Annotated in this window: 21 protein-coding genes; 8 read left to right on the top strand and 13 right to left on the bottom strand. The window is 68.6% G+C overall.

Annotated elements, in window-relative coordinates; genetic code table 11:
* Window positions 1–357: 357 nt before the first annotated feature.
* Window positions 358–1,224 carry a TIM barrel protein gene (locus tag VFK57_17560; protein ID HET7697528.1) on the bottom strand — a complete coding sequence of 289 codons (867 nt, stop codon included), beginning with the start codon at window positions 1,222–1,224 and terminating at the stop codon, window positions 358–360.
* An 85-nt stretch (window positions 1,225–1,309) separates the two neighbouring features.
* Between VFK57_17560 and VFK57_17565 the strand changes: the two genes are divergently transcribed.
* The 3 genes from VFK57_17565 to VFK57_17575 all read left to right on the top strand — a co-directional run bounded on the left by VFK57_17565 (window position 1,310) and on the right by VFK57_17575 (window position 4,984).
* Entirely contained in the window at window positions 1,310–2,215 is a 906-nt protein-coding gene (locus VFK57_17565) for a PIG-L family deacetylase (GenBank protein ID HET7697529.1), read from the top strand.
* A gap of 79 nt (window positions 2,216–2,294) precedes the next feature.
* Window positions 2,295–3,170 carry a hypothetical protein gene (locus VFK57_17570; GenBank protein HET7697530.1) on the top strand — a complete coding sequence of 292 codons (876 nt, stop codon included), beginning with the start codon at window positions 2,295–2,297 and terminating at the stop codon, window positions 3,168–3,170.
* Between the two features lie 71 nt (window positions 3,171–3,241).
* Window positions 3,242–4,984 carry a hypothetical protein gene (locus tag VFK57_17575; GenBank protein HET7697531.1) on the top strand — a complete coding sequence of 581 codons (1,743 nt, stop codon included), beginning with the start codon at window positions 3,242–3,244 and terminating at the stop codon, window positions 4,982–4,984.
* Window positions 4,985–4,997: 13 nt separating this feature from the next.
* On the opposite strand, the gene VFK57_17580 is transcribed toward VFK57_17575, so the two are convergent.
* Entirely contained in the window at window positions 4,998–7,604 is a 2,607-nt protein-coding gene (locus tag VFK57_17580) for a hypothetical protein (GenBank protein HET7697532.1), read from the bottom strand.
* Window positions 7,605–7,801: 197 nt separating this feature from the next.
* Between VFK57_17580 and VFK57_17585 the strand changes: the two genes are divergently transcribed.
* Window positions 7,802–8,293 carry a heavy metal-responsive transcriptional regulator gene (locus VFK57_17585; protein ID HET7697533.1) on the top strand — a complete coding sequence of 164 codons (492 nt, stop codon included), beginning with the start codon at window positions 7,802–7,804 and terminating at the stop codon, window positions 8,291–8,293.
* Here the strand turns inward: VFK57_17585 and VFK57_17590 are convergent.
* On the bottom strand, window positions 8,273–8,797 hold the full coding sequence (locus tag VFK57_17590) for a hypothetical protein (GenBank protein HET7697534.1): 525 nt from the start codon (window positions 8,795–8,797) through the stop codon (window positions 8,273–8,275). The two genes, VFK57_17585 and VFK57_17590, sit on opposite strands and share 21 nt — an antisense overlap.
* A 195-nt stretch (window positions 8,798–8,992) precedes the next feature.
* Window positions 8,993–9,448 (bottom strand): plastocyanin/azurin family copper-binding protein, encoded by a 456-nt coding sequence (locus VFK57_17595; protein ID HET7697535.1) that lies wholly within the window; start codon window positions 9,446–9,448, stop codon window positions 8,993–8,995.
* Between the two features lie 92 nt (window positions 9,449–9,540).
* Here VFK57_17595 and VFK57_17600 point away from each other — a divergent pair, with 92 nt between their 5' ends.
* The gene (locus VFK57_17600) at window positions 9,541–10,239 is read left to right on the top strand and encodes a Crp/Fnr family transcriptional regulator (protein HET7697536.1); all 699 of its coding nucleotides are present in this window, start codon (window positions 9,541–9,543) and stop codon (window positions 10,237–10,239) included.
* Window positions 10,240–10,250: 11 nt separating this feature from the next.
* On the opposite strand, the gene VFK57_17605 is transcribed toward VFK57_17600, so the two are convergent.
* Genes VFK57_17605 through nosZ form a run of 5 tightly spaced genes read right to left on the bottom strand, consistent with a single transcriptional unit; the run spans window position 10,251 to window position 16,466 of the window.
* On the bottom strand, window positions 10,251–10,661 hold the full coding sequence (locus VFK57_17605) for a cytochrome c (GenBank protein HET7697537.1): 411 nt from the start codon (window positions 10,659–10,661) through the stop codon (window positions 10,251–10,253).
* The gene (locus tag VFK57_17610) at window positions 10,597–12,201 is read right to left on the bottom strand and encodes an ABC transporter permease subunit (GenBank protein HET7697538.1); all 1,605 of its coding nucleotides are present in this window, start codon (window positions 12,199–12,201) and stop codon (window positions 10,597–10,599) included. Before VFK57_17610 ends, VFK57_17605 begins: the two co-directional genes overlap by 65 nt.
* Window positions 12,198–14,027, bottom strand: coding sequence for a nitrous oxide reductase family maturation protein NosD (gene nosD / locus VFK57_17615; protein ID HET7697539.1), 1,830 nt, complete (start codon window positions 14,025–14,027; stop codon window positions 12,198–12,200). Before nosD ends, VFK57_17610 begins: the two co-directional genes overlap by 4 nt.
* Window positions 14,024–14,464 carry a nitrous oxide reductase accessory protein NosL gene (locus tag VFK57_17620; GenBank protein ID HET7697540.1) on the bottom strand — a complete coding sequence of 147 codons (441 nt, stop codon included), beginning with the start codon at window positions 14,462–14,464 and terminating at the stop codon, window positions 14,024–14,026. Before VFK57_17620 ends, nosD begins: the two co-directional genes overlap by 4 nt.
* Before the next feature lie 7 nt (window positions 14,465–14,471).
* Complete coding sequence (gene nosZ, locus VFK57_17625) at window positions 14,472–16,466, bottom strand: Sec-dependent nitrous-oxide reductase (GenBank protein HET7697541.1); 1,995 nt, start codon at window positions 16,464–16,466, stop codon at window positions 14,472–14,474.
* A gap of 128 nt (window positions 16,467–16,594) precedes the next feature.
* On the opposite strand from nosZ, the gene ric reads away from it, so the two are divergent.
* Window positions 16,595–17,317, top strand: coding sequence for an iron-sulfur cluster repair di-iron protein (gene ric, locus VFK57_17630; GenBank protein ID HET7697542.1), 723 nt, complete (start codon window positions 16,595–16,597; stop codon window positions 17,315–17,317).
* A gap of 29 nt (window positions 17,318–17,346) precedes the next feature.
* Here ric and VFK57_17635 read toward each other — a convergent pair whose 3' ends face one another.
* Window positions 17,347–18,714: a sigma-54 dependent transcriptional regulator gene (locus tag VFK57_17635; protein HET7697543.1), complete on the bottom strand. Its 1,368-nt coding sequence runs from the start codon at window positions 18,712–18,714 to the stop codon at window positions 17,347–17,349.
* 223 nt (window positions 18,715–18,937) lie between these two features.
* Here VFK57_17635 and VFK57_17640 point away from each other — a divergent pair, with 223 nt between their 5' ends.
* Window positions 18,938–19,378: a hypothetical protein gene (locus VFK57_17640; protein ID HET7697544.1), complete on the top strand. Its 441-nt coding sequence runs from the start codon at window positions 18,938–18,940 to the stop codon at window positions 19,376–19,378.
* A 32-nt stretch (window positions 19,379–19,410) separates the two neighbouring features.
* Here VFK57_17640 and VFK57_17645 read toward each other — a convergent pair whose 3' ends face one another.
* The 3 genes from VFK57_17645 to VFK57_17655 all read right to left on the bottom strand — a co-directional run bounded on the left by VFK57_17645 (window position 19,411) and on the right by VFK57_17655 (window position 22,013).
* Window positions 19,411–19,662 (bottom strand): hypothetical protein, encoded by a 252-nt coding sequence (locus tag VFK57_17645; GenBank protein HET7697545.1) that lies wholly within the window; start codon window positions 19,660–19,662, stop codon window positions 19,411–19,413.
* A gap of 26 nt (window positions 19,663–19,688) precedes the next feature.
* A complete protein-coding gene (locus VFK57_17650; protein HET7697546.1) occupies window positions 19,689–20,885 on the bottom strand; it encodes a BACON domain-containing carbohydrate-binding protein in 1,197 nt (398 codons plus the stop codon).
* A gap of 141 nt (window positions 20,886–21,026) precedes the next feature.
* Complete coding sequence (locus tag VFK57_17655) at window positions 21,027–22,013, bottom strand: aldo/keto reductase (protein HET7697547.1); 987 nt, start codon at window positions 22,011–22,013, stop codon at window positions 21,027–21,029.
* A 180-nt stretch (window positions 22,014–22,193) separates the two neighbouring features.
* Between VFK57_17655 and VFK57_17660 the strand changes: the two genes are divergently transcribed.
* Window positions 22,194–25,577 carry a carboxypeptidase regulatory-like domain-containing protein gene (locus VFK57_17660; GenBank protein HET7697548.1) on the top strand — a complete coding sequence of 1,128 codons (3,384 nt, stop codon included), beginning with the start codon at window positions 22,194–22,196 and terminating at the stop codon, window positions 25,575–25,577.
* The last annotated feature ends 37 nt before the right edge of the window (window positions 25,578–25,614 follow it).

Below are 25,614 nucleotides of genomic sequence, written 5' to 3' on the forward strand. Positions count from 1 at the left end.
CCGACATCGCGACGGGGCAACGATCCGGATGGGCGCCAGTTCACCATCGTCATCGACGCCCGAACCGCGGACGGCGCTACCGCAACCGCCACGACCTCGGTGGTCGTGCCGCACGATCAGCGCAGATGATCGCCGCGCGCGAGCCCGCGATAGACCTGCCGTCCGCTCGCCCGTCTCCGTCTCGTTAACGGATGGGTGACGATGGTTGTTGTTGATACGAATCAACTTGCGACTTCTACTGCAAGGGCCCTCCATGCAACGAGGGATTCGCCGAAGAATTCTCACCAAATTAGTTGGTTTGAGGCCGACGTCTCCGGCCAGCACCGCGCCCGGCTCGCCGGACGTCGCCGGCAGAGCTCACACGTCGCAGATCGTCACACCTTGTTTGAGTGACGCCAGTACGTCAGGCCGCGCCGGCACGAACTCCTGCGCGACATGCCCTGTGAAGCCGGTGTCGACGATGGCCTTCATGACGGCCGGGTAGTTGATCTCCTGCGTCTCGTCGATCTCGTGGCGGCCGGGAACGCCGCCGGTGTGGTAGTGCGCGATGAAGGGATGGAACTTCTGAATCGTCGCGATGATGTCCCCCTCCATGATCTGCATGTGGTAGATGTCGTAGAGCAGCTTGAAGTGCTCCGACCCGACGCGCTTGCACAATTCGACGCCCCACAGCGTGTGGTCGCACATGTAGTCGGGGTGGTTGACTTTGCTGTTGAGCAGCTCCATCACGGCGAGCACCTTGTGCTTCTCGCAGATCCGCGCAATGCGCTTGAGGCCGATCGCGCAGTGCTCGAGCCCCTGCTCGTCCGACATCCCGCCGCGATTGCCGGAGAAGCAGATGATGTTCTGAAATCCCGCGGCCGCCACCTTTGGCGCGGTGTCCTCGAAGAAGGCAGCGATCCGGTCGTGGTTCTCCAGGCGATTCAGGCCCGCCGTGATGCCCCCGGGAACGCCGCTGACCATCGCGCACGCCATGTCGTGTTTCTTCAGGGTCTCGAAGTCCTTCACCTCGAGCAGTTCGACCGACGCGAGGCCGAACCTCTTGCCCTCGCGGCAGAGATCGTCGAGGCTGACCTTGGGGTAACACCATTTGCAGACCGAGTGGCGCACCCGGCCTTTGAGCTGAATCCCGGCGGCGTCCAGACGTTCCGCCAGGGAGGCGATTGAGGCGGACAGGAATGCCGCGCCGCCCGCGACGCGGCCCAACGCCGAACGACGGGTCATCATCATGGCTCTCGACTCCGGATCGCGCATCATACACGGCCTCTCCGCCCGTGGTTCACGGTATATGTTGAGACAAGGAGAAACTATGTGCAAACCGACAGGCTTGATCGCAGCGATTGCCATCGTCGGCGTCTGTGGCAGCGGCATTCCATCGTCGGCGCAGGAGCCGAAGCTGCGGATCATCGCGTTCGGCGCGCATCCGGATGACAACGAGCTCCGGCTGGCGGGCACGGCCGCGAAGTGGGCCGCGCTCGGCCATCACGTCAAGTTCGTCTCGGTGACCAACGGCGACATCGGCCACTGGCGGGAGGCCGGCGGTCCTCTGGCGCGCCGCCGCACGCAGGAAGTCCAGCAGGCGGCGAAGCTTCTGGGGATCACGACGCAGGTGCTGGATCTCCACGACGGCGAACTGGAACCGACGCTGGAGAACCGCCGGACGATTACACGCCTCATCCGCGACTGGAAGGCGGACATCGTGCTGGGACACCGGCCGGAAGATTACCACCCCGATCACCGGGCGGTCGGCGTACTCGTCCGGGACGCCTCGTATATGGTCACCGTCCCGTTCTTCTGCCCCGACACGCCCCACCTGGAGCGCAACCCCGTGTTCCTCTCGTACGAGGATCGCTTCACCCAGCCCGCTCCGCTCCGTGCCGACATCGTCGTGGCGATCGATGACGTCGTGGAGAAGAAACTGGCGGCGGTGGAGGCGATGCCGTCGCAGTTCTACGAGGGCGGAGCGAACGGCGGCCCGGCCCTCGTACCCGACGACGAGCCAGGCAAAGCGCGCCGGAAGACGGAGGTTCGCGAGGGATTCAAGAGACGCTTCGCCGGCACCGCGCAGCGTTTCCGGGACAAGCTGCGCGAGCTGTACGGCGCGAAGCCGGGCGATGCCGTGCAGTATGCGGAAGCATTCGAGATCTCGGAATACGGACGCCGCCCGACCGCGGAGGAAATTCGACGGCTGTTCCCCTTCTTCGGCAAGCCGTAATTGCGCGTGTCAGAGGACGCAGATGCCGGATCGGCAGGGCATCTGTGGCTTTGGAGGGCGAATGAGATCGAAACGGCAAATGCTGCTCGTCCTGGCGCTCGCCCTTGCCGCAATCGGCCGGCCTGACGAGAGTTCCGGTGCCGGCAAGACTGAGCAGGAGCCTCGTAAGCCGGACGACCCCGCGGTCTATGTCGCCCGCACGCTTTCGGTGAGCGCAGCGGGGCGCGATGCCTTCGTAGCATGCCTGCGGCAGAAAAAGCTTCCGGTCTGGCAACAGATGAAGCGTAACGGGCTGCTCGCAGACCACAGCGTGTTCGAGACCGTCTCGGTCCGCCTCGCGGCGCCCGACGTGCCCGCCTGGAACTTCCTGCTCCTGAGTCACCTCGAACCGTCGGCAACGCCTGAGACATTTTTCAAGGCCGAGGAGAATCGTGAGGGCGAGCGGCCGATCGGCACGCGCTGCGAGGATGCGCCCGGGATCGAGACGCGCCGCGTGGAAGTACTTCGTTCGACCCCCAACTCTTATTACCCGAGGCCGGCCCCCGGGACCCGTCTGCCTGGTGCAGCCACGGAGTTCACGGTCCCGTTCATCGTGGAGTACATCGCGGTGCGGGACACACCGGAGGCGCTGAACGAATACCGGGAGACGATGCGGACGAACAACGGGCCGGCACTCGCGCAGCTCATCCGGGACGACATGCTCTTGAATTTCATCGCGTTGGAGACCGTCTCCGTCAGGTACGCGCAGCCGGGCATGCCCGAATGGAACCAGATGCACCTCCGCGGGTACTTTCCCGACAAGGGACCTGTGCCGCCAGACGCCATGGATGCGGCGCTGCGGCGTATTAACCCGAAGAGCGGCGGGGCCGCCGGCATCTTCGGCCGCCTGGCCGCTATCCGGACGAAGCCGCGCGAGGACGTGGCGCGGCAACTGCCCGAACTGGCGGTCCGGTGACACGAGATCCATGCACGACTGACGACACCTGATCGTCCACCCTGGCGCACGGCTGCGATTATGCTGGGGCCATGCGATGGATCCCGGCACTCGCGGTACTCGCTCTGGCGGCGGCGACGCTCGACCCGCACCGCCCGACGCATAACGATCCCGTCACCATCCGCGTCGACACCGCCGTCAAGAAGGGACCGATGCATCCCTTCTGGGCCTGGTTCGGCCACGACGAGCCGAATTACACCTATACCCGGAACGGCCAGAAGCTGCTGTCGCAGCTACAGGCGCTGAGCCCGGTGCCCGTCTTCGTGCGCGTCCACAACCTGCTCACATCGGGCGACGGCACACACGCCCTGAAGTGGGGCTCGACGAACGTCTACACCGAGGACACCCGCGGCAACCCGGTCTATGACTGGACGATCCTCGACCGGATCGTGGACGCCTACGTGGCTCGCAGGATGAAGCCGTTCGTCCAGCTCGGCTTCATGCCCGAGGCGTTGTCGTCGGCGCCGGCGGGCGTGCCGTACCGGCATTTCTGGAAGCCCGGCGATCCCTACAACGACATCTACACGGGATGGACCTACGCGCCGAAGGACTACAAGAAGTGGGAAGAGCTCTGCTACCGGGTGACGCGCCACTTCGTCGAGAAGTACGGCCGGCGCGAAGTCGAGAGCTGGTGGTTCGAGCTGTGGAACGAGCCTGACATCGGCTACTGGAGCGGCTCGGTCGGACCCGGCGGCGGCCGCGGCGATCCGCTGGCCGCACAGAAGGCGCAGACGCGCCGCGACGAGTTCAACCGGCTCTACGACTTCACGGTCGAGGGCGTGCGCCGCGCCCTGCCGTCGGCGCGGATCGGCGGGCCCGAAGTCACCGGCGGCGCGCAGAACATGCTGCGCTCGTTCCTGCAGCACACGTCGGCGGGCACCAACTACGCCACCGGCCGGATCGGGACGCCGCTCGACGTCATCACCTTCCACGCCAAGGGCAGCCCCACCTTCGTCGACAATCGCGTCCGCATGGGCGTCGCCAGCCAGCTTCGCAGCATCAACAACCACTTCGCGGTCGTCAGGGAGTTTCCGATGTACGCGAAGACGCCGCTGGTGATCGGCGAGTCCGATCCGGAGGGCTGCGCCGCCTGCGGCGTCACCCATTACCCGCAGAACGGCTACCGCAACGGCACGATGTTTCCGACCTACACGGCGCTGCAGATCGCCCGCACCTACGAGCTGGCCGATCTGCACCAGGTGAACCTGCTCGGTGCCGTCACCTGGGCCTTCCTCTTCGAGGATCAGCCGTACTTCGATGGCTTCCGCGATCTCGCGACCAACGGCATCGCCAAGCCGGTGCTCAACACGTTCCGCATGCTCGGCCAGATGACCGGCGATCGCGTGGAAGCGATCAGCTCGGCGGGCCTCAGGGTCGAGGAGATTCGCGACAAGGGCGTGCGCGGCGCGCCCGACATCTCCGCGCTGGCGGCACGGTCGGCGCGGTCGGCCACGGTCTTGATCTGGAACTATCACGACGACGACGTGCCGGCGCCGGCGGCGCCGATCGCGCTGACGATCGAGGGGCTGCCGGCCGGGCGCGCGACGCTGGCGCACAGCCGGATTGACGACACTCACAGCAATTCGTACGCGGCCTGGCTGAAGATGGGATCGCCGCAGGCGCCGACGCCCGCCCAGTACGAGCAACTGGAGCGGGCGAGCGCGCTGCAGCCGCTGACGCCGGCCCGGCCGGTGACGATCGGCCGCGACGGGCGCGTCACCGAGACGTTCGATCTCCCGCGCAAGAGTGTCTCGTTCGTCAAGCTGACCTGGTGAATGTCAGTGCGCGCTAGTCGACGATCCGGATGCGGCAGCCCAACGATCGCCCGGCGATCGTCGCCCCCTGCTCCACTCTGAAGTTCACGACCGTGGTGGAGTCCGCGTTCGCCAGCGGCACGGTGACGATCCACCGTTCGTCGGGTGCGAGGTCCCGCGTCTCCGACCACGATCCGTGCGAGACGCGCACGCGGTTGCGCACGGAGACGTTCGACACCTCGAGCCGGAGATCCGAACGTGAACCGTCGGTCGTCATCACCACATCGGGCTGACGTCCGCCGAGCACCCAGAAGCCGTCCGGTTCAACGGCGATGCGATTGTCGATCGCGTAGATCGCGACGCGTCCGTAGCGCGCCGCCGCGCGCGCGCGTGTCGCCCCGGCCCACGTGTCCGCGAGGTGCCGGATCGGGACGGCCGCAACGGTGCGGATCGAGCCTGCGGCGGCCGCGTCGCCGGTCACGACGAGCCGCGACGCGCGGATCGGGAGATGAAAGCTGTAGGTGTTCTCGGCGGCCGCGGCCTGCCACGATTCCAGCGGCATGCCGGACTCGCCGATCGCCAGCCGGATTTCGCCGCGCGGCTCGGACGCGAACCGGAGGCGCAGCCGATAGTCGCCCGGCGGCACCTCATCGAGCGCCAACAGCACGCCGGGGCGCGGCGTCTCCAGCAGCGACGTGGACACCTCCATGCGCGGCAGCACGTCTTCCGCGGCGAACACGCGCAGCGGCAGGAACTGGACACCCCGCGGCGTCGCCCGGGGACTCTCACGCGCGATGAGCGCGAGCTGACTCCGCGTCGCCAGGACGTGCGGCGCTTGTGCGAACGCCCATGTGCCCGCGACCGCCGCCGACACGACCAGCACCACGGATCCCGCCGCGAGAGCCGGCCGGCCGAATCCCGCCGGCGTCCACCATCTGGCAATCCGCCGCGAGCCCCGCCACGCGAGGATCCAGATGCCGGCCCAGATCGCGGCGGGAACCAGCAGTTCCTTCACCACCGTGCCGCGGACCGGACCCTCGGCGGGTATGGCGCGAAAGTAGCTGGGGAATCCGCCCGGAAGGTTGACCAGCGGCGCCAGCCAGTCGAGCAACGCCGATCGGCCCAGCGCCGCGTTGTAGGCCAGCGTGCCCTGCGCGCCGAAGCCGAACGCGACGGCGATCAGGACGCTGACGACCAGGAGCGCCGCGCTCAGCGATCGGCCGAACCCGTCCTGCCTCGCCCACAGCGACGCGACGGTCACCGACATCGGAAACACCAGCGGCGTCAGATACCGCGCCGGCGTCGACGCTCCGAACCAGTCCGGAAATGCCGCGACCGCGACCACATAGGGCACGGTCAAGGCGGCGAGTTCGACGAGCAGACGCCTGTTCACTCTCCAGAGCGCCGCCGCGCCGGCGATCCACAGCGCGTGCACGGGAGCGTTTGGAATCAGCCCGAATTCCTGATCGGCCGCCAGTCCCGCCAGCCCGTCGAGGACGAGATCGAATCGCAGCGGGGCGCGAGCGTGGAACGGCGCCAGCGGATCGAGCGTGCCGTACAGCCGGCCGAAGAACAGCAGCCACGCGGCCGCGCTCACGCCGATGGGAAGCGCCAACGCGAGCAGGACCCTCCACCATCGCCGCCAGCCGCCCGGCGCGCCGACGATCCGCGCCGCCACCGCCGCCAGGAGAATCACCGCCGCCGGCGCCAGCCGGATGTGCAGCCACGGCAGCAGTCCGATCCCGGCGCCAAGCGCCGCCGCGCCCACCGCCGAGAGCGACGCCGCGGTCAGCATCGCCAGCACGCCGGCGGCCAGCACCGTGCCCGCCACCGAATCGGGATAGACGAGCGTGCTGTGAAGGACCACCGGGGCGGTCAACGCGGAGGCGGCCCACGCAAACCAGGCGCTCGCCACGTTCGCGGTCAGCGCGTGCGCGGCCTTCCACACGAACAGCGTTCCCACGGCGCCAATCGCCGCGATCCACCACACGACCGCCCGGTAGCCGCCAATCGCGAGCGTGGGGGCGATCAGCACGGGCAGGCCTTGCCCGTGCAGCGAATACAACGCTCCATCCCTGGCCGGGGCTGCGTAATGAGGCCGCAGCAGACCGGCGTAGTAGGCCAGGTAGTCACCCCGTTCGTAGTTGTTCGACACCTCGAGGTCGCGATCGACCACGACGCTGTGTGCGATCAACAGGTAATGCGGCTCGTCCCCCGTCGGCGGCAGTTGCTGTCTGGCGTGGATCAGGAGCGACGCCACGAACGCGAGCGCGCACGCCATACGCGGTGCGACGCGTGCATCCAGGAGGAACTCGAACGCTCGCGGCTTGCCCGCGCGCAGCCACGGCGGCAGCGCGCATCCGGCGATCGCCATCCAGACGAGCACGACGATCGGACCAGTCCAGATGAGGAAGACGTCAGGAACGGGGACCGGCAGCCAGGGCAGCAGGATCAGCAGCGCCCAGCTCGCGACGTGCGTCGAACGTCCGAGCCTGCGGGCCCCGTGAACCACGGCGACGCTCGCCGCCAGCGAGATGCCGAGCGACCACAGGGGCGGAAGCAGTCCGATCCTCCGTCCGTCGACGGCGGCCGTCACGGCGAGTGAGCCGAACGACAGCCAGATGGCGAGGCCGGGCAGCAATGCGGTCAGAACAGAGACGAGTCGCGGCAATCGATCCTGCGCAGCCAGCATAAGAGATACTGACGTCAGGACAGGCGCCACCGCGGAGCACGGGACGGCGCTGTTTCTCTGGACGATCAGGCACCGCTGACGCGGCGCAAGGGCGTCAGGGTCGTCGCCGGTTGAGTCTGGAACGGTTCCAGGGTGTACGATGGCCCGTGCCCGGACCAGGTTTCGGCATCGGCGAAGCGGCGCGGCGCGCCGGCGTCAGCCCGGATCTCATCCGCTACTACGAGCGCGTCGGGCTGCTGTCCCCCGCCCCCCGGACGGCCGGCGGGTTCCGCCGCTACTCGGAGGAGAGCGTCGCCCGAGTGCTGTTCGTGCGCCATGCCATCCGTTTCGGCTTCACCTCGAAGGAGCTGGCGGGTTTCCTGCGGGCGCGGGACAGGGGCAATCCGCCGTGTCGATCGGTGCGTGCCGCCGGGCAGCGGCTGCTCGAGGAGATGGACACGCAACTCGCACGCCTGCAGGAGTCCAGGACGGCCATGGCCGCGCTGCTGTCGGCGTGGGACGCGCGCCTCGAGGGCACGCCGGCGGGCGCGCCGGCGCACCTGCTGACGATGGTTTCCCCCGCCACGCGCGCGACGGAAGGGAACGGTTCGCGGCCACGCCCGCGCGTGCGGCGAGCCTCAGTCGGTCTTCGAGACTGAGGAGACGAGGATCTTCAGAAGCTCGGTGTAGCGCTGATCCGCCTCGGACAGCCGCTTCTCGTAGGCTTCCTTCGACAGCTTCATCCGTTTCCAGTCGCCGTCGAACAGCGTCTGCTTCGAGCCCTGCTCGTACATGACGTCCACGGCCTCGGTGTTCCCCTCCAGGCCGTCTCCGCCCATGTCCTGGAAGAACAGCTTGCCGTCGGCAACCGCTGCCGACTGGAGCTCGGCGTAGACCTCGGCGAACTGCTTGTGCGCAAGCTGCGACTCGACCAGCATCGGCGAGGTGTGCCGGCCGGCGACGACCAGCAGCTGGACGCCGGGAAACGCCATCGCCGCCACGAACCGGTCGGAGGCGGCCGGATCGCGAGCGGCCATCGTCTGCAGGCCGCGCTCGGCCATCACCGACATCAGTTTCCTGGCAAGCTCCGGCGAAGCCGGCGGCGGCGGCGCGCCCGCCGCGCCAATCCCGAGGAGCGGAAGCAATAAGAACGCGAGCCGCATGGCGACAGGACCTCCTGGGCAACGTCGCCCGCGGCGGGTGTCCCGCGGGTCAACGGGACTCGGCGTCTGCGCGTGCGACGTCGCCCACCGGTCAGCGTAGCCGCGCCCCCGGGCGAACGCTATCGGGTCGAGACGGTATTTTCGGCAGGCGCCGGTCAGGACCCTCGGCGGGGCCGGCGCGGCCCCGCCGGCGGGTCACTTCACGACCAGCGTTCCTTTCATCCCGGACTGATAGTGGCCGGGGAACGAGCAGATGAACGGGTAGCGGCCGGGCTTGGCCGGCGCGGTGAATACCACCTGCACCACTTCCCCCGCCCCGGCAAGCGCCGTGCGCGCAATCACGCTGCTCGTCATCGCCGGCGGGATGAAATCGGTGGCGCGGTGCGGCGCCCCTTCCGCGACCAGCTTGGCCACGTCGGTGCCGATCTTCAGCACCACGACGTTGTGCGCCATCGCGAGCTTGGGAAGCGCACTCTTGACCGTCAGGCGGATCCGGATCTGTTCACCGGGCCGCGCGGTCAGCGTCGGCACGCTGTATTTCATGTCGTCGGTGGCCACCAGATCGAGCGTGCGCGGCGGATCGGCGGCGGCGCGGGCGGCCGGGCCGGAAGCGGAGGCGAGGACCAATATGAGAGCGGCGCAGAGTCGCATGATGAGATCTCCTCGGAAAAAAGAACTGGCGTCCTGGCTAGCCTGCACCGGCGGCGGCGGCTGCGCTATGACGGTCGTCATACAATCGTCGGATGCGCCAGGACGTGGCGGAAGTCGAGGGGATCCTGCGGACGACGCCGGTGTTTCAGCGGCTGTCGCCCGAGGATCTGCGGACGGTCGCGCAGGCGGCCGCCGTCAAGCGGTACGAGAAGGGACAGGTCCTCTTCGAGCAGGACACGCCGTCGGACGCGTTCTACACCATTGCCTCGGGCCGCGTGAAGATCTTCAAGCTGCTGCCCAGCGGCAAGGAGGTCATCCTCGAGGTGTTCGGGAAGGGGGATCCGCTCGGCGCCGTGGCGGCCTATGACGGGCGGCCGTTTCCGGCGAGCGCGATCGCCCTGGAGGACACCGTCTGCGTCGTGATCCCGCGCGCCGTCTTCTTCCGGCTGCTGGAAGCGCATCCCTCGCTCGTCCGCGGGCTGATGCTCGGCCTGACGATGCGGCTGGTGGAACTGACCAACCGTGTGGCCGATCTGTCGGGGTCCCGCATCGAGCCCCGCTTCGCGCGGCTGTTCCTGAAGCTGGCCACCGACATGGGGCGCCAGGAGCGCGGCGGCACGTTCATCCCGCTCGCCCTCTCGCGGCAGGAGCTGGCCGACATGACCGGCACCACCATCGAGACGGCGATCCGGATCATGAGCCGGTGGAACAAGGACGCGATCGTCCACACCGACAAGGACGGGTTCGTCGTCCTCGATCGCGCCGCGCTCGCCGCCGCGGCGGGCGAGTGACCGCGGATCGCTCACCGGCCGGGCTCGCTCAGCGATCGGACGTAGGCGACGAGCGCCGCCAGGTCGTCGCCGTTGATCTGCGGATTGCTCGGCATCAGCGGCTTGCCCCTGATCGCGCCGCCCATCCTGATCACGTCGCCGATCTCCTTGTCGCTCAGCGTGCTCATGTAAGCGCGATCGGTGTGATCGCGCGGCGGCGGTTTGAGCACCCCGGCGCCGGGTCCGTCGCCCTTGCCGCTCTCGCCGTGACAGGCCGCGCACGTCGTCTTGTACAAAGTGCGTCCGCGCTCGAGCGCCGCGGGCGTCGCTTTGGCCGGCGCCGCGGCGGCGGGCGGCGTTTTCCCATTCGGCGGTGCGTCAGACGAGCCGTCCTCCGACGCGCACGCAATCGCGGCGGCGAGCGCGCCCACCGACAGCAGCATGACCAACCGTCTTCCTCTCTTCATGACTACGGACCCTCCTCAGCGGACGTGAAAACGTGACGACTGCCGCGGCCACCGGCACGAGGCTCCAGCCGGCCAGCGCCCCGAGCAGCAGGGCGGCGGCGCCGGCCTGCGACAGGCGCGCCACGAGAAACGCGCCGGCCGGGCCGAGCAGATAGAGATCCGGCTCGAGCGCGAGCACGCCGAGCACCCGCGCCGCATCGACGGGATTGGCAACGAGCAGCGCCGAGACCGCCTGCACCGGCAGGCCGCTGAACGCGAGCGTGCCCATCAGCACCAGGTCGTAGAGCAGCACGAACGCGAACCAGACGAACACGGCCGTCCCCTGCGCCTGCACGCCCGATCGGCTCGTGACCGAGACGAGCAGGCCGATGCCCGCCATGGCGGCGGCGGCGAGCGCGGCGATGACGGGAAAAATCAGGTAGTGCGCCAGCATCGAGGGCTCGGCGGCAACCGCGATCAGCACGCCTGCCGGCAGGAAGCCCGCGACGGTGGCGGCCGACACCGCGACCACCAGCCCGGCGTGCTTCCCGAGCAGCAGCTCCGTCCGCGTGAGCGGCTGCGCGAGCAGGTGCTCGAGCGTGCCGCGCTCCTGCTCGCCGGCGATCGACGCCGCACCCATCAACACGGCGACGAGCGGCGCGAGCAGCAGGCACAGGTTCATCAACGTCGCGGTCGTCCGTCCGAACGCCTGCACCGCGAGCCCCGAGGCGCTGTCGAGCCCGGTGGCAGTGGCGGCGAACCCGAGCGCCGCGAGCAGCGCCGCATAGGCGATCACCCAGCGGTTGGTGATCGCGTCGCGCAGTTCCTTGCGTACGATCGGCCGGATGCTGCCGCCCGGCGCGGACGGGAGCGCCGGCGCGCGCTGCGGCCATTCCCGGGTCCCGCGCCGCGTCACCGCGCTGACGCGGCCATCCTCCAACTGCACCTGGCAGTCGCCGGCCTCGATCAGCTCCTGCCCGGCGTGCGTCGAAACCAGCACCGTGCGCCCTTCGTCGGCCGCGGCCCGCAGGCGCTGCGCCAGCCATCGCCGGCTGGCGGCGTCGAGGCTCGCGGTCGGCTCGTCGAGCACGAGAATCTGCGGATCCGTGAGCAGCGCGAGCGCGAAGCCGAGACGCTGCCTCGCACCGCCCGACAGCTCGCCGACCCTGGTCTGCAGGTATCGGTCGAGACCGGCCTCGCTGACCAGCTCGACGCCGCGCTCCACCGAGGCGCGGCGGATGCCGGCGTAGAACTCGATCGTTTCCTTGACGGTGAGATCCGGGTGCAGCCCGCCGCTCTGCGGCATGTAACCGACCAGCGCGCGCACCGCGCGGCCGTCGGCCAGCGGATCGAGCCCGCCGATGCGGATCGACCCTTCGAAGCTGGTGATGCCGAGGAGGCAGCGCAGCAGCGTGGACTTGCCGGCGCCGTTCGCGCCGAGCAGGAGCGTCACTTCCCCCGGATACAGGTCCAGCGAGACGTCGGCGAGCGCCTCACGGCGGCCGTAGTTCTTGCGGACTCCCTCGATCGCAATCATCGCAGCACTCCGTTCACGGTCATGAGCGGGCGCTCGTCGACCAGCACCGGCGGCTGGCGGAAGAGCGGAAACAGGCGCGCCGCCGCCTCGAGCGCGAGATGCGCCGGCGTATAGAGGAACGCCTGCGTCATCGGACTGCGCCGGATGAGAGCGTCGAGCGCGTCTTCGACGCGGTGCGGCTGATCGCCGATGCCGTCGCCGTCCGCGTCGTAGCCGCGATAGGCGCTCCAGGAATTGCCGCGGCCGTCCCGCGTCCACCGCATGCCCGCCGACAGCTGCCGTCCCAGCGGACGAACGTCGGCGAGGTTCTCCGCGATGCGGTTGCGTGTCAGGGTCAGCGCCGCGGTGCTCTGCAGCGCCAGGCCGGTCTCGTTGCCGGCGATGAGATTGCCGGCGAACACCGCTTCGCCGGTCCCGTCCGCCGGAACCGATTCGGCGTAGATGCCGACGCGATTGGCGACGATGTGATTGTCTTCCGCGATCAGCCCGCCGATGTCCTTCAACAGCACGCCGTAGGCGGCAGGGCCGGCCCGGTGCTCGCGGATGCGATTCCCTTTGAGCACCAGGCGGTCCGACATCATCAACGCGGCGCCGAGCAGATTGGCGGCAGCCTCGTTCCCCTCGAAGCGCGCCTCGTGCGAATACATCGAGTGCAGGCCGTAGCGGCAGCGCGTCACCCGGTTGCCCGTGACCGTCACCCGATCGGTGAACGAGAGATAGATGCCGTCGCGGGCGTCGGCAATCTGGTTGGCGGCGATCTCGCTGTCGCGGAGATGCCAGGCGCTGATGCCATGGCCGGGGCGCGCGCCGTGCCGCTCGCCGGGAACGATCCGGTTGCCGCGCACGGTCACGTACGATCCGTTGCCGAGGTGGATGCCGAAATACACGTCGCGCACGTCGTTCTGCTCGATGCGGTGGCCGTTGCCGGTGGCCTTGATTCCGGCCGCCTCCTCGGTGACGTCGCGCCCGCTGTTGCGCACCGCGAATCCGCGGAAGGTCACCTGGTCGCCCGTGATCGTCACCACGCTCCCCCTGCCGCCGCCGTCGATGGTGACGGCCCCCTCGGCGGTGAGCGTGAGCGGCCCGCGAATGGCAATCGGGCCCGCGTAGTGGCCGGCGGGCACGACGACCGTGGCGCCGCGCGGCGCGGCGTCGATGCGCGCTTGGAGCGCGCCGGCGGATTGTGCCGACAGCTGCGCCGGTCCGAGCAGGAGCACGGCCAGCCCCGCGGCGACGCCCAGGCCGGCGTCCCTGCTCGGGCGGGTGCCCCGGCGCAGGAAGCCGTTGCTGATGCGCTCGGCGAGGACGAGCAGCACGGCGGCAGCCACCAGGCTCCAGAAGCCCCACGACACCATCCCGTGCGACTCGAAGTTCCCCATGTGCGTCTCGCCGAGCACGAGCGGCGTGAACGGCTTGAGGCGGATCGGCGCTTTCGGATCGAGGCTGTGGCCGAACGAATAGAGGCGCCACTGCAGATCCGCCAGGATCGACAGCGGCACCGCCACCGTCGCCGCCACCGCCGCCCGCCGGACCCACCGGTGCAGCGGCGACAGCAGGGTCAGCGCCAGCAGAAAGGCGATGCCGATCGGGAACAGCGACGTCTCGAGCGCCGGCGCTTCGATCGGCGGCATGCCGATGTAGTGGTTGAGGATGCTCAGCTCGCGGACGTCGCCGGTCATCCCGGTGCCGAAGACGTGCAGGAACAGGCCGTGGCGATACTGCGGGGCCTCCATCTTCAGCGTCCACAGCGGCAGCTGCGTCGACAGTCCGATCAGCGCCGCGGCGGCGGCGGCGACCGAGAAACGGATCGCGCGTGCGGATCTCATCGGCGTTCTCCCCTTCGCTGCAACAGCCCGCCCAGCGTCGCCACGGCTTCTCCGCGGTGCTGCCGCGCGGCGGCGGTGGCCGACGCCAGGTCGCGGTAGGCGAGAATGCCGCCGCCCATCGGCGTCCGGATGGCGGGCGAGACGGCGAATGCCGCGACGCTGCCGTCGATCCACCCGCCGTCCGCCGCATCGTGAAACCAGAAGCGCATCGTGCGCCTCTCCTCTTTGCGCGCCGCGGCGACGAGGCAGCCGATGTCGTCGAACACTCGCGCGTCCGAATCGGCGGCCTGGTACGCCGCGGCGTAGATCCGCTCGCTGATCAACATCCCGCAGTGGCTGCAGGCGCTGCGATCGATCTCGATCGCCGGCGGACCGTCGGCTGCCGTCCGGCAACCGGCGGCGGCGAGCACCGCGAAGACGATGAACGCGAGACGCATCGGAGCCTCACTTCTCGACGATCAGCCAGCCCTGCATCTCGAGATGCAGCGCCGAGCAGAATTCCGTGCAGTAGAAGGAGTAGGTGCCCGGCTTGTCGGCGGTGAACTCCACCGTCGTCGTCTCGCCGGGATCGAGGCTGACCATGACGTTCTTGGTCGGGACGGCGAAGCCGTGCGTCGCGTCCGGGGTCGATTCCGCGTTGGTGAGATGGACGATGACCTTGTCCCCCACCTTGGCGCTGACGATGTCGGGCGTGAAGTGGCTGCGCACCACGTTCATCCAGACTTCCACCACGCCCGGGCGGCGGACGATGCGCGCTTCCTTCTCGCCGGCGATCGAGTCCGGCGACTTGCGGTTGGACGCGGGGGACACGCCGGCCTGGTAGACCTCGTGCGCCTTCAGCGTGTCGGCCTTGATCAGCTGCGCGTAGTGCGGCTCGCCGAACCCGATCGGCATGTCCGCGAGCAGCTCCATCTTCGGACCGGAGATGTCGATCAGCTGGAAGTTCTGCGGATGCAGCGGGCCGACGTTGGTGTGGCGATCGATCGACCACTTGTTCATCGCGATCAGGTACTTGCCCTGCGGATCCATCGTGTCCCCCTGCGTCGTGGCGAGGTGGCCGATGTTGTAGTGGATCGAGACCTTGTCGACGAGCTTGAACGCCTGGTCCTTCGGATGGTACGGCTCGCCGAGCGTCCACTTGGCGACGGCGCTCTCGAGATACAGGCTGGTGTAGGCGTTCCCCTGATTGTCGTACTGCGTGTGCAGCGGGCCGGCGCCGAGCTCCACCTTGCCGGCGACCACCGCGTCGAACTTGAGGATCGGCACGCCGTAGCGGTCCTTGCCCTCGAAGGTGCGCGCCTCGATGGCCTTCTTGATCAGATCGATGCTGTAGACCGTGGCGTGCGGATCGAGCTTGCCGGCGACGGTGATGTAGTCCCCCTTCGGCGCGATGTCGACGCCGTGCGGGCTGCGCGGCTCGGGGGCGAGATACAGCACGCCTTCGGCGATCGCGGTTTCCAGCGGGATGACGCGGATGCCGTTCAACTCGGTGAACTTGCCGGCGCCGACCACCTGTTCGGCCTTCTTCCAGTTGATGATGTGCAGGTAATCGAAGTCGAGCTGCGAGGCGCCGACTTCAATCGGCGGCTTGCCCTGCTGGATGCCGCCGGTCGCCATCTCGACGTTGTACGAGTTGATGAAGGCGAAGCCGTCGCTCGCCCCCTTGCCGGCGTCCGCCAGGTCCTGCGTGTACGGCGGCAGCTCGATCTGGAAGCTCTTCGCCAGGTCCATCCGCCCGGTCTGGGGGTCGACGGAGACGAAGGTCGAGTAGCCGCGATAGATGTCGGCGTAGCGATTGAGGTGGTCGTCCAGCGTGACGGTCTGGCCGCGGCTGGCGTTCCAGGCCTTCAGCGCCGGCACCTTCGACGAGATGTGCACGTACTGCGTGTCCGGCGTCGCGAAGATGCCGCCGTGCGAGGTCTGCAGGTTGGGCACCTGCAGGATCTGCTTGGCGCGGAAATCGGAGAGGTCGACCATGCCGATCCGGCCGTGCGCGCGATCGTTGATGTAGAGCCAGCGGCCGTCGTACTTGCCGCCGGTCTCGCTGAGCGCCGGATGGTGCGAGTCGCCCCAGCGGAGCGGTTCCTTCGTCCCCTGGCCCGCCAGCGCCATCTCCGACCAGTCGGCGCCGTAGCCGTAGCCCTGCCACGGCTCGGGGGTGAAGACCGCGATCGTCTTCATCAGGCGCATCGAGGGCACGCCGATCACGTGCACCTGCCCGGAGTGGCCGCCGGACGCGAACAGCATGTATTCGTCGCGGCCGCCGGGCGGCACGAACGTCTTGATCGCGCGGGCGGCGTCCTCGGGCGCGAGGCCGCGCGACTGCGCGAGAGCCAGCAGCTGGGCCTGTCCGCCGACCGCGGACCGCCGGCTGCACGCACCGATCGCCGCCGCCGCGATCAGCGTCAGCGTTATTCCCAGCAGCAACACTTTCTTCATCACTCGCCTCCGTTCAGCGGACGACTGTTTTCAGTGGAGTATTCGCCGCCGCGGCGCGCCCGCCTATGACGCGCGTCATACGCGGCGCAACTCGGTCCTGTTACCGTGGCGCGCAGAGGGAAACACCCATGCACTTCACAGGCGATTCGACAATCGGCGACATCGTCGCCGAGGATTTCCGCACGGCTGCCGTGTTCCAGCAGTTCGGCATCGACTTCTGCTGCGGCGGCCGCCACACCCTTGCCGAGGCGTGCCGCGAACGGAATGCCGACCCCGAGGCGGTCCTCGCCGCGCTGACGCGGAGCTGCAGCGCCGCCGGGACCGCGCCGAAGTTCGACGCGTGGTCGCCGGAGACGCTCATCGGCTACGTCGTGGGCACGCATCACGCCTACGTCCGGCGCGCGCTGCCGACGCTGCTGGCGCACACCCGCAAGCTGGCGGCGGCGCACGGCACCAACCATCCCGAGCTGCACGAGGTGATGCGGCTGGTCGAGCAGGTCGCCGGCGAAATGACCTCGCACATGGCCAAGGAAGAGCAGATCCTGTTCCCCTACATCGCCGAGATCGCCGAGGCCGCAGACGACGGCCGGGCCGCGCCGCGCGCCCCGTTCGGATCGATCGACAACCCGATCGCGATGATGGAGCGCGAGCACGAAGACGCCGGCGCGGCGATGGCGGAGATCCGCCGGCTCACGGGCGGCTACACCGTCCCGGCGGACGGCTGCACGACCTATCGCGTCACCTTCCGCGAGCTCGAAGCGTTCGAGAGCGATCTGCACACGCACGTGCACCTCGAGAACAACATCCTGTTCCCCAAGGCCCGGCGCCTGGCGGAGGGCCGCCGCGCCTGACGGCCGCGGCGGACCTGACGCGCGTCCGGCTACCGCGTCGATGCGAGGGTGAGACCGAACTTCTCGATGCGGTAGCGAATCTGGTCCCGGTTCAACCCGAGGAACGTGCCGGCCTTGGTCTGGTTGCCGCCGCTCCGCTTGAGCGCCTGGACGACGAGGCTGCGTTCCAGTTCCTCGAGATCGACACCGGTCGCCGGCAGGCCGAATTCCTCCGCTGCGCTGGCCGTCGTCGCCGACAGCGTGAAGTCGCGGGCGTCGAGACGGTCGCCGTCCGACAGCAGCATCGCGCGCTCGATCACGTTGCGAAGCTCGCGCACGTTGCCGGGCCAGCCGTAGCCGCGCAGCATGGCGTGCGCCGCCGGCGTCGCCCCCTGCACCCGCTTCCTGAACTCGGTGTTGAACCCGTCGATGAAGTACTCGACCAGGAGCGGAATGTCGTCCGGCCGCGATCGCAGCGGCGGGATGTCGACCGGCAGCACGTTCAGCCGGAAGAACAGGTCGGCGCGGAACCGGTGCCGCGCCACTTCTTCGTCGAGATTCCGGTTCGTCGCCGCGACGACGCGGACGTCGACGTGGATGTCCTGCGAGCCGCCGACGCGCTTGAAGCTCTTCTCCTCGAGGAACCGCAACAGCTTGGCCTGCAGGCCCGCCGTCATCTCGGCGATCTCGTCGAGGAACACCGTGCCGCCGTCGGCCGCTTCGAGCAGCCCCTTCTTCTGGAGCCGCGCGTCGGTGAAGGCGCCGCGCTCGTGCCCGAACAGCTCGCTCTCGAGCAGGTGCTCGGGCAGCGCCGAACAGGTGATGTTCATGAAGGGGCGCGACGCGCGGGCGCTCGCGTAGTGGATGATCTTGGCGACGAGATCCTTGCCGGTCCCGCTCTCACCCGTCAGCAGGACCGTCGAGGCCGGACTCGCCGCCACCCGCCCGACCAGCGATCGCAGCGATCGAATCTCCGCCGATTCGCCGACCAGGCGCTGCAGGCTGTACGGACGCGCCGCATTGGTGCGGTACTGCCGCACCTCTCGCCGCAGCCGCGTCGTTTCCAGCGCGCGTTCGACGGTCGCCGCGACTTCATCGAGGTTGAACGGCTTGTGCGCGAAGTGATACGCCCCCTGCTTCATCGCCTCGACGGCGGTGTCGACGCTGGCGTACGCGGTCAGCATCACGACGAGGACGTCCTGGTCGAAGTCCTTCATCTTGCGCAGCACGCTCAGCCCGTCCGTGTCAGGCAGCCGGTAATCGAGCAGGACCAGATCGACGCCTTCGGCCAGCTTGTCCATCGCTTCCTGGCCGGTCTCCGCCTCCAGCACCGAGTAGCCCTCGGCGCTGAGACGCTCCTTCAAGGACCATCGGATCAAAGGTTCGTCATCGACGACGAGAATGCTGGCTTTCCCCATGGTGCGCGGCTATTGCACCTGAAATGCCGCCGCCGGGCGGTGACTTTACGGGGGTTTCGGGACGATCGCGCCGCGGCGGCCGCGGACTTTTCCCCGCAGATCGGGAATAGTCCGCATCGAGGCCCCGATGGGTGCCGTGATGGTGGCGGCGGAAGGGCGGCTACTCGGCAGGGGGTTCTGAATCAGCGGCGCGCCGATCGCCGCCGTTGTAGCGGAGCGCGGCGTGCTCGGCAACCAGCCGGCGGCTGCGTTCGTGCGCGCGGCGCGTGGCGTCCACCTGCTGGCGGAGCCGCTCGGTCTCCCGGTGCAACGCCTCAATCAGCCGTTCGATGTCCCGGCGCTCGTGCTCCTGCACGGAACGAAACTAGGACATCTGATTCCCGGCGTCAAAGTCAGCTTCAGATTTTCCGCCGCGCGCCAGCTCATCACCGGGAGCGCCGGCCGGGCATATGATCGACTCCGGAGCGTGACCATGACCGAATCTCTGGCGGACGAGCACGCCCGGCTGCGGGAACGCATGCGCGAGCTCCAGGCGGAACACGCCCGGCTGGAAGCGACTCCGGGCGACATCGCGGCCCACGTCGCGCACCGCGCCCACCTGCACACGCAGATCGAAGCACTGCGCGCCCATATCGAGCGGATCAAGCGCGACGCCGCGCGGTAGCCGGCCGGAGGGTTCCCCCGGCCGGCGGCGGCTCAGGCCGATCGGCGGCCGCCCTGCGCGCTGGCGTACGTCCTGCCATCGGTCGCAAGGTGGCCGTCGTCGACCAGCGTGCCCAGCACCCGCTCGCAGTAGACGATGTCGATACTGAACAGGCGGGCCGCCTGCGGCAGCGTCAGCATCATGCCGGGCATCTCCCGGAACTCCGCTTGGATGCGCGCGCGCAGCCGCTGCTCGTCGGCGGCGGCGTCGCGCGCTGGCGTCGGCGCAGAGAGTAGGTGTCGCATGGCTGTTCGCCGGCCCACCTCAGCAATCACCGTACCGGGCCGCCCGCCTGGGTGATGGTGACCACCTTGTCGCGGACGACGATCCGCCCCGTCCGTGCCGAGGGGCCGTCGTTCGGCGCGACCGAGAACGCCACCGGGTTATCGCCGGATCGCGGCATGCTGCTGGTGATCGTGATCCACGACACCTCGGACCGCGCCGTCCACACACAGCGGTCCTGGGTCGCGCCGCCGCAGGTGAGCGGCTCGCTCTGCTGCAGCACGTCGAACGACGCCGATCCGCCGGCCGCCGGGATGTCAATCGCCGCGCGGCTGACGCCGTAGCGGCATCCCGCCTGGGCCACCTGGATGTTCTGGCCCGCGGTCGGCGTCGGCCATCGCACCTCCACCATGCCGCTGCGCGGCGCGTCGTAGTTGTCCGAATACGCGATCGATATCGTCGCCGAGCCGGTCCCCGACGTGCCGCTCGGCACACCGAGCCACGACGCCGCCGGCGCCGCCGTCCACGGACACGTCGGCTCCGTGGCGATGGTTGCCGTCACGGTGCCGCCGGGCATGCAGGGCGTGAACGACACCGGCGCCACGGAGTACTTGCATGACCCGAGGTCGCCGGACTGCCTGACGGTGAAGCTGCGCCCGGCGATCGTCAGCGTCGCGGTCCGGCCTGGAATCTCGAACTGGCGGGACACGGTGTACGACACGGTGCCGCTGCCGGTGCCCTGCGCACCACGATCGATCGTCACCCATCCGGCGCCGCTGCTCGCGGTCCACGAGCACTCGCCCGGGGCGCTGACGGTGACCGTGCCGGAACCGCCGTCCTTCGTGAAGTCGGCGCTCGCCGGCGACAACTCGTAAGTGCACGCCGTCGGCGCGCGTCCTTCCTGGTTGATCGCGTGCGTCTGGCCGCCGATGGTCACCGTGCCGTTTCGCGCCGCCGCGGCCGCATTCGACGTGACCGAATACGTCACGCTGCCGGGACCGGTCCCGTTCGCGGGAGCCGTGATGCTGATCCATCCGGCGCTCGCCGCGGCGGTCCAGGCGCAGCCGGCAGCCGTGGTCACGTTGATCGTGCCGTTGCCGCCGTTGCTGGGGATGGTCGCGCTTGCCGGAGAGATGGTGTACGTGCAGGTCGGCGTGGGCTCGGAGGGGGACGAATCCGTGCCGCACGCGACGAAGACGGCCAGTGCCGCCGTCATGAGGCCGCATGCCAAGAGTCTTACCTTCATGAAGCACCTTTCCGGTGGACCAGAGCAAATGGGGATCCAGCGGAAAGCGCCTGCCGCACACCAGCCGGCGGGAAGGTCTCGCCGAAAACTCCGCGGCGATCGGGAAATTCACGCGACGGCGGCCTGGATCGGCCGGCCGCCTCAACGATCGATGAGCCGCTGCAGGTGTTCCGGGTAGCGGGCGCCGTGCACGTCGATCGCCGCTGCGGCCTCGTCGATCTCGCGCAGATCGGCGGCGGTCAGCTCCACGGCGGCGGCGCCGAGATTCTCGTCCAGGCGATGCCGCTTCGTCGTGCCCGGGATCGGGACGATCCAGGGCTTCTGCGCGAGCAGCCAGGCGAGCGCGATCTGTGCCGGCGTCGCCTCCCGGCGCGCGGCAAATTCCTTGAGCCACGCGACGAACCCGAGATTTGCGCGCCGGTTCTCCTCCGTGAAGCGCGGCACCGCGTTGCGGAAGTCCGTGCTGACGAACGTGGTCTTGTCGTCGATGGCGCCGGTGAGGAAGCCCTTGCCGAGCGGACTGAATGGGACGAACCCGATGCCGAGCTCCTCGAGGACCGGCAGGATCTCGCGTTCCGGCTCGCGCCACCACAACGAATACTCGCTCTGCAGCGCGGCGACCGGCTGCACCGCGTGCGCGCGGCGGATGGTCCGCACGCCGGCCTCGGAGAGGCCGAACGCGCGCACCTTGCCCTCGTCGATCAGCCGCGTCACCGCGCCGGCGACCTCTTCGATCGGCACGTCCGGATCGACGCGGTGCTGATAAAGAAGATCGATGCGGTCGGTGCCGAGCCGCGTCAGCGACGCCTCGGTGACGGCTCTGATGTGATCGGGCCGGCTGTCGAGGCCCGTCTGTCTGCCGTTCTCGAGCTTGAAGCCGAACTTCGTCGCGATCACCACGCGATCGCGGACCGGCGCCAGCGCGGCGCCGACGACCTCCTCGTTGACGAACGGACCGTACGCTTCGGCCGTGTCGAAGAACGTGACGCCGCGATCCACGGCGGCGCGCAGAATCGCGATCCCTTCCTCGCGGGTCAACGCGTCGCCGAGCGCGAAGCTGATGCCCATGCATCCGAATCCGAGCGCGGATACCTCGAGGCCGCTCGTCCCCAGTCGACGTATCTGCATCAGTCGCATCCCTGCATGGCTCCCTGGAGCATCTCCCCTTTCCGCGGCCGGCGCAACCGTGCGCAACCCAGGCGCCGCGGTGGCGCCCCCCCGCGGTCGCCGCGAATTTACCCGAACGGTGTTGACCGCGGGCGCGCATAGCGATAGCCTCCCCTGCTGACCCTCGGGAGGAGGTCTCCTATGACCGCACGTCTTCGCTGCATTCGTACCGCACTGCTCGCGCTGTGCGTCGCCCTCGTCGCGGCGCCCGCGATCGCGCAATTCGACCGAAGCCAGGTCTCGGGGCGCGTGAAGGACTCGCAAGGCGGGCTGGTGCCCGGCGCGACCGTCACCGTCACCAACCAGGCGACACAACTGACCACGACCGCCGTCACCGACCAGACCGGGTTCTACACGTTCCCGAATCTCACCTCCGGCAAATACACCATCAGCACCGAACTGCAGGGCTTCAAGAAGGTCGTCCGGCCGGACGTCACGCTCGACGCCGCCGCCTCGGTGACCATCGACTTCACCCTCGAGACCGGCGCGCTCACCGAGTCGGTCACCGTCACCGCCGACAGCCCGGTGCTGCAGACCGACACCTCGATGCGCAAGACGATCGAGTCGAAGGACATCGAGCAGATCCCGTTCTCCGGCCGCAACCCGATCGGCGTCGTCGGCTTGAAGCCGGGCGTCGTGGGGGGCAGCTTCAACAACTACAACTTCTCGGATCTCGGCAACGGCGGCTTCAGCATCAACGGCAGCCGGTCGGACGAGAACAACATCACCGTCGACGGCGCCACTGCGATCCGCACCCGTTCCTCGGGCGCGATCGTCGGCATTCAGAACGTCGACGCGCTGCAGGAAGTGCAGGTCCTGACCGGCAATTACATGCCCGAGTACGGCCGCGCCAGCGGCGGCCAGGTCCGGATGGTCACCAAGAGCGGCGGCAACCGGTTCCACGGCAGCGGCTCGTTCTTCCTGCGCGACGACAAGCTGCAGGCCAACACCTGGACGCGCAACAAGAGTCCGAACGCGCTGGAGAACAGCGGCCCGGCGCCGTTCGACTACAAGCAGTACGCCTACTCGGTCGGCGGTCCGATTCAGAAGGATCGGCTGTTCTTCTTCGCCGCCCAGGAGTGGGTGAACTACGTCGCCACCGAGACGCGGACCCTGGCGGTGCCGACCGAGAAGATGCGCACCGGCGACTTCAGCGAGCTGCTGCTGCCCAACAACGTGTTCTTCGCGGCGCCGCAGATCATCCGCGACCCGACGACGGGGCAGCCGTTCCCGGGCAACATCATCCCGGCCAACCGGCTCAGCTCGAATGGGCTCGCGTTCCTGCGCGCGTATCCGCTGCCGACGCCCGGCTTCCGCTCCGGCGTGCAGAACGCGATCATCAACAGCACCAACCCGCAGGATCAGCGCAAGGACAACATCCGCCTCGACTACCGGCTGAACGCCAAGAACTCGTTCGTCTACCGCTACGGCAAGTACAACTGGGTCGCGATCGATGCGTTCCGCGGCGACGTGCCGTACGCGCGCACCGACTGGGATCGCCCCAACACCAACCAGACGCTGAGCTGGACCAGCAGCCTGTCGAACACGCTGGTCAACGAGGCGTCCTATACCTACGGCCTCGACGAAGTGTTCATCAACGTGCTCGAGAGCGATCTCTACAAGCGCAGCACCTACGGCGTCACCTACCCGTACCTGTTCCCGCAGAACAAGGAGATCGCCGACAAGCTGCCGACGATCTCGATCGACAACCTCGGGCTGATCGACGGCGGTCCCTACCCGGCGTTCTCGCGCGGCCCCATCCACACCTTCTCGAACACGACGACGTGGGTGAAGGACCGGCATACGTTCAAGGGCGGGCTGGTGATCGAGTACTCGGGCGAGGACGACTTCGATCAGATCAACGTGCAGCCGATCCCGGGGAGCACGAACAACCAGAACGGCCGCTTCGAGTTCCGCAACAGCACGACCGCCCGCAGCGGCCTCGGCATGGCCGACGCCGCTCTCGGCCTGTTCACCAACTACGCCGAGATCGGCCAGCGCGCCCTGACCAAGTGGCGCGCGCTCGCCACCGACGTCTTCGTCCAGGACTCGTGGCGTCCGACGGCCAAGCTGACGGTGGAAGGCGGCATCCGCTACGTGCTGTGGCCGCCGTGGTACTCGACCACCAACAACATCGCGTCGTTCGATCCGCGCTTCTACGACCGCAACAACGAAGCGGTCGTCAACCCCTCGAACGGCGTGATTACCGGCGGACCGCGCTACAACGGCATCGTCCTGCCGGGTGACGGCTTCCCGAGCGAGGCGAGCAACCTGGCGGTCTACAACGATCCGGCGGTGCGGGCGCTGTTCCGCGATCTGCCGCGCGGCTTCACCAGGACCTACAAGAACGTGTTCGAGCCGCGCGGCGGCGTGTCATACGCCTGGAACGAGATGACGGTGTTCAAGGCGAGCGCCGGCGTGTTCCACAACCGCGTCACGCTGAACGACTCGCTGCTGCCCGGCGGCAACCCGCCGTTCCAGCCGCAGGTCAGCGTCAGCAACGGCTCGGCGGACAATCCCGGCGGCGCCGGCGGCGCCGCGGCGCTGCCGCTCGGCATGACGGCGATCGATCCCAACGCGAAGATCCCGGTCGCCTACACCTACTCGGTCGGGGTGCAGCGCCAGCTGCCGTTCGGATTCGCGGTGGACGTGACCTACGTCGGCCGCCAGGGACGCAACCTCCAGCGCGAGCGCAACATCAACCAGCTCGCCGCCGGCACGCTTCAGCGCAACCCCGGGATCAACTCGGCGGCGCTGCGCCCCTACAAGGGCTACGGCGTCATCCGGCTGTCGGAGCACGAAGCGCGCTCCGAGTACAACTCGCTGCAGATCGGCGTCGACCGGCGCTACCGCAACGGGTTCAAGTTCGGCGCCGCCTACACGCTCGGCAAGTCGATGGACGACGCCAGCGGCCGCCGCGACGTGTTGTTCAACGCCTTCGACGATTCGGGCTACTGGGGGCACTCGAGCTTCGATCGCCGGCACGTGTTCAACTTCTATTACATCTACGACCTGCCGTTCCTCCGCGACCAGACCACGATCCTGGGACGGACGCTGGGCGGCTGGCAGATCTCCGGCTCCACGTTCATGCGCACCGGCACGCCGCTGTGGGTGACCCGCACCGCGGACATCGCCGGCGTCGGCGACGCCTTCGCGCAGCCGTACAACCAGAACGGCGATCCGATGGACGGCGCCAACGGGCAGTTCTCGCAGGGGGCGGCGGCGGATCAGAACTTCTGGTTCAACCCGCAGGCCTTCTCGGCGCCGGCGGCCGGCACGTTCGGCAACGCGCCGCGCAACGGCATCTACGGCCCGGGCCAGTACCAGTGGGACATCGCGGTGTTCAAGAACTTCGCGGTCAGGAGCGGGCACACGCTGCAGTTCCGCGCGGAGATCTTCAACTTCATAAACCACCCGAACTGGAGCAACCCGAACACGGATCCGACCAGCACGTCATTCGGCCGCGTCACCGGGAAAGACAACGCGCGGCGTGATGTGCAGTTGAGTCTGCGCTACGTGTTCTAGTCAGCTGTCAGTTCTCAGCTGTCAGTTCTCAGCTCTC

Source organism: Vicinamibacterales bacterium (assembly GCA_035699745.1).
In the GTDB taxonomy this organism is placed as follows: Bacteria; Acidobacteriota; Vicinamibacteria; order Vicinamibacterales; family 2-12-FULL-66-21; genus JAICSD01.

What these genes read in the sequence shown, in the direction of transcription:
- VFK57_17620 (HET7697540.1), bottom strand. Translation starts at nt 14,464, where the DNA reads ATGCGTCTCGCGTTCATCGTCTTCGCGGTGCTCGCCGCCGCCGGTTGC.
- VFK57_17590 (HET7697534.1), bottom strand. Translation starts at nt 8,797, where the DNA reads ATGCGGCTCGCGTTCTTATTGCTTCCGCTCCTCGGGATTGGCGCGGCG.
- nosZ (HET7697541.1), bottom strand. Translation starts at nt 16,466, where the DNA reads ATGAAGAAAGTGTTGCTGCTGGGAATAACGCTGACGCTGATCGCGGCG.
- VFK57_17635 (HET7697543.1), bottom strand. Translation starts at nt 18,714, where the DNA reads ATGGGGAAAGCCAGCATTCTCGTCGTCGATGACGAACCTTTGATCCGA.
- VFK57_17645 (HET7697545.1), bottom strand. Translation starts at nt 19,662, where the DNA reads ATGCGACACCTACTCTCTGCGCCGACGCCAGCGCGCGACGCCGCCGCC.
- VFK57_17560 (HET7697528.1), bottom strand. Translation starts at nt 1,224, where the DNA reads ATGACCCGTCGTTCGGCGTTGGGCCGCGTCGCGGGCGGCGCGGCATTC.
- VFK57_17610 (HET7697538.1), bottom strand. Translation starts at nt 12,201, where the DNA reads ATGATTGCGATCGAGGGAGTCCGCAAGAACTACGGCCGCCGTGAGGCG.
- VFK57_17655 (HET7697547.1), bottom strand. Translation starts at nt 22,013, where the DNA reads ATGCAGATACGTCGACTGGGGACGAGCGGCCTCGAGGTATCCGCGCTC.
- VFK57_17570 (HET7697530.1), top strand. Translation starts at nt 2,295, where the DNA reads ATGCTGCTCGTCCTGGCGCTCGCCCTTGCCGCAATCGGCCGGCCTGAC.
- VFK57_17595 (HET7697535.1), bottom strand. Translation starts at nt 9,448, where the DNA reads ATGCGACTCTGCGCCGCTCTCATATTGGTCCTCGCCTCCGCTTCCGGC.
- VFK57_17600 (HET7697536.1), top strand. Translation starts at nt 9,541, where the DNA reads ATGCGCCAGGACGTGGCGGAAGTCGAGGGGATCCTGCGGACGACGCCG.
- VFK57_17605 (HET7697537.1), bottom strand. Translation starts at nt 10,661, where the DNA reads ATGCTGCTGTCGGTGGGCGCGCTCGCCGCCGCGATTGCGTGCGCGTCG.
- VFK57_17575 (HET7697531.1), top strand. Translation starts at nt 3,242, where the DNA reads ATGCGATGGATCCCGGCACTCGCGGTACTCGCTCTGGCGGCGGCGACG.
- nosD (HET7697539.1), bottom strand. Translation starts at nt 14,027, where the DNA reads ATGAGATCCGCACGCGCGATCCGTTTCTCGGTCGCCGCCGCCGCCGCG.
- VFK57_17650 (HET7697546.1), bottom strand. Translation starts at nt 20,885, where the DNA reads ATGAAGGTAAGACTCTTGGCATGCGGCCTCATGACGGCGGCACTGGCC.
- VFK57_17660 (HET7697548.1), top strand. Translation starts at nt 22,194, where the DNA reads ATGACCGCACGTCTTCGCTGCATTCGTACCGCACTGCTCGCGCTGTGC.
- ric (HET7697542.1), top strand. Translation starts at nt 16,595, where the DNA reads ATGCACTTCACAGGCGATTCGACAATCGGCGACATCGTCGCCGAGGAT.
- VFK57_17565 (HET7697529.1), top strand. Translation starts at nt 1,310, where the DNA reads ATGTGCAAACCGACAGGCTTGATCGCAGCGATTGCCATCGTCGGCGTC.